The organism is Occallatibacter sp., assembly GCF_049802275.1.
Lineage (GTDB): Bacteria > Acidobacteriota > Terriglobia > Terriglobales > Acidobacteriaceae > Telmatobacter.
This window is the reverse complement of record NZ_JBARMD010000087.1, coordinates 1-6,355: the sequence shown is the minus strand read 5'-3', so window position 1 is coordinate 6,355 and position 6,355 is coordinate 1. Positions and strand designations below refer to the sequence as shown.

General features: G+C 55.1%; 8 protein-coding genes and 1 pseudogene. 7 read left to right on the top strand and 2 right to left on the bottom strand.

The annotated features are described in order from the left end of the window. Window positions 1-199: 199 nt before the first annotated feature. The 3 genes and pseudogenes from WA354_RS02935 to WA354_RS02925 all read left to right on the top strand — a co-directional run bounded on the left by WA354_RS02935 (window position 200) and on the right by WA354_RS02925 (window position 1,319). On the top strand, window positions 200-451 hold the full coding sequence (locus WA354_RS02935) for a YdeI/OmpD-associated family protein (RefSeq protein WP_472811514.1): 252 nt from the start codon (window positions 200-202) through the stop codon (window positions 449-451). A gap of 358 nt (window positions 452-809) precedes the next feature. Then, a pseudogene (locus WA354_RS02930) lies at window positions 810-1,022 on the top strand (class I SAM-dependent methyltransferase); the annotation flags it as partial. Between the two features lie 144 nt (window positions 1,023-1,166). Beyond that, window positions 1,167-1,319, top strand: coding sequence for a SpoIIE family protein phosphatase (locus tag WA354_RS02925; protein WP_472811513.1), 153 nt, complete (start codon window positions 1,167-1,169; stop codon window positions 1,317-1,319). A gap of 192 nt (window positions 1,320-1,511) precedes the next feature. Here WA354_RS02925 and WA354_RS02920 read toward each other — a convergent pair whose 3' ends face one another. Continuing rightward, window positions 1,512-2,147 carry a DUF4230 domain-containing protein gene (locus WA354_RS02920; protein WP_472811512.1) on the bottom strand — a complete coding sequence of 212 codons (636 nt, stop codon included), beginning with the start codon at window positions 2,145-2,147 and terminating at the stop codon, window positions 1,512-1,514. A gap of 321 nt (window positions 2,148-2,468) precedes the next feature. On the opposite strand from WA354_RS02920, the gene WA354_RS02915 reads away from it, so the two are divergent. Further along, window positions 2,469-3,476 carry an NADP-dependent oxidoreductase gene (locus tag WA354_RS02915; RefSeq protein ID WP_472811511.1) on the top strand — a complete coding sequence of 336 codons (1,008 nt, stop codon included), beginning with the start codon at window positions 2,469-2,471 and terminating at the stop codon, window positions 3,474-3,476. Window positions 3,477-4,022: 546 nt separating this feature from the next. After that, window positions 4,023-4,298 (top strand): hypothetical protein, encoded by a 276-nt coding sequence (locus WA354_RS02910; protein WP_472811510.1) that lies wholly within the window; start codon window positions 4,023-4,025, stop codon window positions 4,296-4,298. A gap of 102 nt (window positions 4,299-4,400) precedes the next feature. Here WA354_RS02910 and WA354_RS02905 read toward each other — a convergent pair whose 3' ends face one another. Continuing rightward, the gene (locus WA354_RS02905) at window positions 4,401-4,712 is read right to left on the bottom strand and encodes a hypothetical protein (RefSeq protein WP_472811509.1); all 312 of its coding nucleotides are present in this window, start codon (window positions 4,710-4,712) and stop codon (window positions 4,401-4,403) included. Between the two features lie 246 nt (window positions 4,713-4,958). Between WA354_RS02905 and WA354_RS02900 the strand changes: the two genes are divergently transcribed. After that, entirely contained in the window at window positions 4,959-5,354 is a 396-nt protein-coding gene (locus WA354_RS02900; RefSeq protein WP_472811508.1) for a hypothetical protein, read from the top strand. 414 nt (window positions 5,355-5,768) lie between these two features. Continuing rightward, window positions 5,769-6,164, top strand: coding sequence for a hypothetical protein (locus tag WA354_RS02895; protein ID WP_472811507.1), 396 nt, complete (start codon window positions 5,769-5,771; stop codon window positions 6,162-6,164). The last annotated feature ends 191 nt before the right edge of the window (window positions 6,165-6,355 follow it).

Here is a 6,355-nt window from a genome sequence, read left to right as displayed (position 1 = left end):
TCCCATGGAGAACCAGCCAGCGGCGATGCGAATTCGTATCGGCTCACTGATCAGCGAGCGACGTCCACTAGAGTCATGATGGGTCATTATGGACCGACGGGTGCATGTTCCATTTGATGCGTGGTTGTCCACGATAGTCTCGGAGGCCGAGTTGTACTCTCGGGTCATATGCTTGATCCTTTAGCTTGCGGGAAAATCTATGACAACCGTTCGAATCTCCAGAGGAGTCGTACATGACCTTCCTACTGATCTCCGAAACGCGCTCGCGTCCGACGCGAATGCACTGGCGGCCTGGGAAGACATAACACCGCTCGCGCGGAACGAGTGGATCTGCTGGACCATCTCAGTCAAGAAAGAGGAGACACGGCGACAGCATATCGAAAGGGTCTGCTCGGAGCTCAAAGAAGGGATACGGCGGCCGTGCTGCTGGCCGGGCTGTCCACATCGATGAGCATTCTGTGGCGTGACTCGCGCTCCGGGCTGGTCGCACACGCAACTCGTGCGATCAGCCATTGAGGAGAACTGGACGAAAATGAAGCCTAATGAACCCAGCCGCACAGCGCTGATGATCGCCCGACAACGAGCTGCTCATCAGGTGCTCGATCATCGCTCAATCCTCTATGACCCATTTGCCATGAAGATTCTGCGTGAAGACGAAAAGGACGTGCTTCAATTTGCGAACAGACACCCCTTGGCCAGCATCGGACGTTTGATCACCACCGCGCGAAGCCGGATGCGGAAGATGCTTTGTCAAGAGCTGTCGAAAGAGGGGCTCGACAGATCGTCATCCTTGGCGCGGGCTCGACACTTTCGCTCTCCGGAATCCCCATGGCGCACTTGAGATCCGTATCCATGAGGTGGACCATCCCGCGACGCAGACATGGAAACGCCAGCGCTTGGCTGAAGCTCAAATCGCCCTTCCGCCGCGGCTTATTTTCGCGCCAGTCGATTTCGAGCTGGACGATGTGGGAGAGAAGCTCGTGGCCGCAGGTTTTGAGCAGAACGCGCCCGCGTTTTTCACTTGGCTCGGGTTTGCCATATCTGACACAGGACGCTGTCGGCCGCACTCTGGACTACTTGTCGTCAGTTTCGAACGCGGAGGTGGTGTTCGACTACCTGGAACCTCCCGAGGCATTCTCAGAGGAGCTAGTCTAGGATCAACCGCAATGCTGTGGCCCTTTGGTATTACGAGCGCGACAACCTACGAAGTCACCCAATTTCAATTGGATGCTCCCAGCCGCCTCACTTTCTATTCCGATGGAGTTATTGAGGCTCAGGACAAGACGGGCCAAATTTTGGGCGTTGATCGCGCCCGCTAACTTTCCACCCAACCAGCAAAAACCATTGTCGAGGTGGCGAAAGCCCTCGATCAGCAAGACGACATTACAGTAATCACGGTCGAGCGAGTTGCAGTCGAGCAGACGCGCAAGGTGGAGCAAACAACTCCAGTCTCGGCTCCGACACAATAGCGACGAAAATCACTTGGTGCCTTGATTTTCCTGTTTTCCGCGCTACTTTACATCCACAGTGCGAAACCCTAGCTGATACAAAAGGGCCGTCACGCTGGTTCGCGCGTTTTGCCTCGCCTTGTCCAAAATTCCGTCATCAGATGCCGCCTGGGCAATCTGCTGTTCGGCAGTCTGGCGGACGTCCGACTCCAGGTTCGGATCTGATGCAACCAGTAAGCCAGTCGTTCTGGAATACACGCGAGTTCGCCTATTATCGATCCGCGTGGTAAATATCTGCGCCGTCGGCAGATGGACATGCACCGTATCGCCGCTGACCACCACATCGCCGGCCTTGAGCTGGCCCAAGTCGATGCCGGCAACCACCTCTCCATGAGCCACCAGAAGCAGCTTGTCGCCGGCTAAAAAGTCAGGTAGGTAGGCGCTTTGCCGCTCGCCTTCCACGATCTTATCCAGCGAAAATTCGACCGTCTCGAGCCTTGAGAGCTTCTGAATCATCTCCACAACGGTGGGAGACGAAACGTTGAATCGAACCGGGCGGCCCATCACAAACCCCGCAACGCGATCCCATAACCCGACCTGCGACACCCGCGACAATACCATCATCGTCAACAACCCGAGCAGGACGCCGGCGCCTAAGGCGGCCAGAAATAACAGGCGCCTCCCTCTCTCTTTGGCCACTGAATACGTCCCCCCAGAAGGGGCGCCGGCTGTCATAGCTACTAATGTACTCTGCAAGCTAACTTCAAGTCTTTAGGAGTGTCGCCATGGAATTCAATGAATTTCTTATCCTCGACCATCGGGCGAATTACTCTGACATGATATTTCCGTCTGCCGTTGCCGTCACACTTACAGCGCTGGTTCCGGCACTTGACTGAGGCAAGCGGAAATTTGAACTTGGATTCGAGTTGTTGTCGGTCAACCGCAGATTTTGGGTTTTGTGGGACGTACCCGGCTTGGATCTCTATCGAGCCATTCGCGCTATCCTTGTGTCCAACAGCCATGCCGATTGAAAGTCGTGAAATACGTCTCACCTCCCGTCCTCAGGGGGAACCCTCCCTGGATAATTTCTCGTTTGCCACTGTCGAGGTTCGCGACCCCAATGTCGGGGAAGTGCTCGTGCGCAATGTGTGTCTCTCTGTCGATCCCTACATGCGCGGGCGGATGAACGATGCCAAGTCCTACGTTCCGCCATTTCAGATTGGTCAACCGCTGGAAGGTGGTGCCATCGGTCGAGTCATCGCTTCGCAGGATGAAAAGCTTCCCTTAGGAACCTACGTCCAGAGCATGTACGGATGGCGAGAAGCCTTCGTTGCGCCGACGGCAAACCTCCAAATCGTCGATACAACAGTGGCCCCAGCATCCGCTTATCTTGGAATTCTGGGCGTGACCGGCTTGACGGCATGGGTAGGCCTTAACCACATTGCGCGTCTGAAAATCGGCGAGACAATCTTTGTGTCCGGAGGCGCAGGCGCGGTCGGAAATGCTGCCTGCCAGTTGGCCAGGATTCGCGGTTGCAAGGTGATCGCTAGTGCTGGCTCCGAAGAAAAAGTCAGCTTCCTCCGGGAAGAGCTCAAGGTTGGGTATGCCTTCAACTATCGCGACGGCGACCTGCTCGAACATCTGAAGCAGGCTGCGCCGGACGGGATTCATGTCTACTTCGACAACACCGGCGGTCCCCAACTAGAAGCTGCATTGAGCGCATTGCGCAACTATGGCCGAATCGCCATGTGTGGCGGAATCGCTGGCTACAATACGCCGGTGCCCGGCCCGCGCAACCTTATGCTCGTCATCGGCAAGCGCCTGCGAGTTGAGGGCTATATCGTCTCGGATCACTTCAGGGAGCTTCCCGCTTTTCTGGAGGAGGCGGTCCCAGCTCTGAAATCCGGCAAGCTCATCAACCGTGAGACGGTTGCAGAAGGACTGGATGCGGCACCCGCGGCCTTCCTCGATCTATTTCACTCCGGTGCCCGAAACATCGGAAAGATGATCGTCAAGCTATCAGACTGATCTCCCTTTGCGAGTTGCGAGCCGCCAGTTCGCTTATCGCACGATCTATCGTGCTCGCCAGTTGAACACTGTCGGCCACTACCGAAGTCAGATGCGGGGACGGCCTGCCGATATCCTCACGTGCCAGACGAACAGCCGCAAGGATCGAAGCCGCGATGACAACCGTGGATGCAAAGCGATCTTGCTTCCTTCGATCCTGTTCCTCTCGTGAGATGGCTCTGTGCATTTCGCCCATAAATGCGCCTCAGCTCTGACTTGTTTCGCGACCAGATGAATGGGTCTGCCAAGCAGAACCTCCGAGGGACGATGACGTCGTTGTTCTCGGCAGAGAGGGCAAGTGACGACGATTGATTGGAACGGGAACTCAGGTACCCCTGCAGAAATATCTAGTCGGCATCGTTTGCATGCGACGACGAAGAGCTTGCGATCCTGCATTCCGAAGGCCATGGCATAGTAAGGATAGGCGAATGAAGGGCGAATATCCACTGTGGATTCTCTTGTGCCCTTCGGCACGGTGCCACTGTCCACGATCGCCATAATGATCCGATGCAAGAAGTATTCTCAAGGGCCGACGAGCATGGCGTTTCTTCGCATGATCAGGAATTCTATGAGCTACGCCTTTACGATGAAGACGACACTTGGTGTTCCGCGCCGATGATCATGCAATCACGCGCAACCTGGAGTGAGTTGGATCGACAGTTCATGTGGGACGAGATCGAGACTGAAAGATTTGCGACGCACGACAAGGCCCGAGAGCGGTATGCAGCCCGCAGACTCGCTTTAGCAGATAAAGGCTTCGTCGTTTCCGACATGGACTTCTGAGGTGCTGATCTTCGCCTCGGGGTGGTTGAGCTCAAACGGCAGGACGCCTCAGCGATGTTTACCAAAACATAACTGACGGATTGCCCACTGACGGATTGCCCACTACACTCCCGGAATCCGAACGCTATGATGACGGTGATGCGAAAAGTCGTTCAAGTTGCGCGAAAAGCTCCCGTCCTTGTTGCAACTGGCTGCGAACCTGGCAGGCTCGAAATCTGGAGTCTGGATACCGGCGATCCCTTGACCGAATTGCGTAGCGTCTACGATGGCTGCGGTCGATTTGCGATCAGCTCCACTGGCGATCGGGTCGTCGCAGCCAACTGGAGAGAGGGGAAGAAGGGCGGCATTGCCTGTTATGACGTTGCGTCCGGAGAAGTAATCTGGCACCGAACCGATGTCAGACAGGTTCAGCATCTGCAATTCTCGCCAAGGGAAGATCGAATCTGGTGTGATGTTGAGAGTCGCCCAGTCCACTGCCTGGATTCAAACACAGGCTTGACGCTGAGGACGGTGAGAGCTGCTGAAGATGCTCTTGATAGTCCATACAGTGCCCACACCCTTCTGCTTCGCCATCAAGACTTAGCAATCGAATCCCCGAAACGCTTGCTGACTGCGCCGCGTTTTGGATGGGTATGGACTGGAGCAACGTTCAGCCCAGATATGGTTTGCGTCTCGGAGACGACCGTATGGTCAGACAAGCCAGACATCAATGTCGGCTACGTCCGCTGCTTCGAACTTCAAGATGGCAGGGAACGATGGCACTACCGTTCCGCAGACGGTGACTTCATACAGCTGATCTCCTATCAAGAGGATGGTTTCATTTATTGCGTACAATCCGGGTGGGAGGCGCAAGGCTGGATTGTGAAACTGCTCCGCCTAAATGCTGAGAGTGGTTCGTGTAGTGAAATTCGCAGACTCGGTCCTGCCCCTCCCTATTATGGCGGTTTTGGAAACGGCATCTTTGTGACGCCGGCGGGCGACGTGATCTCGCTCCAGACCGGCAACACAGTCCGACATCTTGCCTTCAAGGACGACCACGCAGTCAAGGTCGGGTAATCGCCAAACGAGAAGTTGCCCAAAATGGATCTTTCGATTTGACCATCATAGGTCCAGGGCGGGGATGTTGAGCCTTTTTCCGTTATTCTTGGATTGTGACAAAATCATGTCACGGAAGTTTCTCAAACGGAGTACCCGGCCCAACCCCTTGGTATCCAAGACCAGGTGATCACACTGTTGAAGGATTTCATTGGGAACAATCGAGCGGAAGGACGCTTCTGGTTGGAAACGCGGGTGTGGTCGCCGTTCTCAATTATTACAACTATGTGATGAGGCTCGATTCCTCGAAATTGCTGATTTGGAACCAGCGAAACGAAGCGGATAATCAAGATACTTCTCCGGTACATCTTGTTGTTATCCAACCAGGGTTGCTTACTTCCTTCGGGGACAATTTAGAGGGAGCGGTTTCGCGGAATGCAGAGAGCAGTGGGTGTGCGACTCTCTCTAACCGATCCGCCACCGGTCTCGATGTATTTGAATACCGGCGTGGTAGACGAGAACATATCTGCCGTGTTTCCGAAGGAACTCCAAGCAATCGATGAGTTGCTGATCCTCTGCAACTCATCGGCCATTTCCGCAAGGAACGACGGGACCAATGCTAATCTTGCACTGCTTGTCGCAAGACCCCAACAGTCGAGTTACCAGCTTTTCCCTCAAGACTGGTTTAACTCCTCAGATTTGGATTTTGGATATCAGTGGGTCACGAGAGTTGCCCGCGATCCCCAAACCGGACGAGTGCGCGGCGAAGGATTTCGGATTGCTCCATTCGAGCTCGACGACACGCTGCGCAACGTTGCTTGGGCAAGCTGACGCTCGCAAAAGTCTTGGTTATACAAGAGACGCCATTGAAAGCAAAACCGCGGTCAGGAAGTAATCCAGGTCTTGGGGCTAATGTCCGGATTGTCCACCAGAACGAAGCCGCAGGCGCCGCGGCCGCTACGGCAGTGGCTGGCGAGTTGCTTTGAGGCCGGGATAGGTTGGGTCACAGGAGGTACCTACTG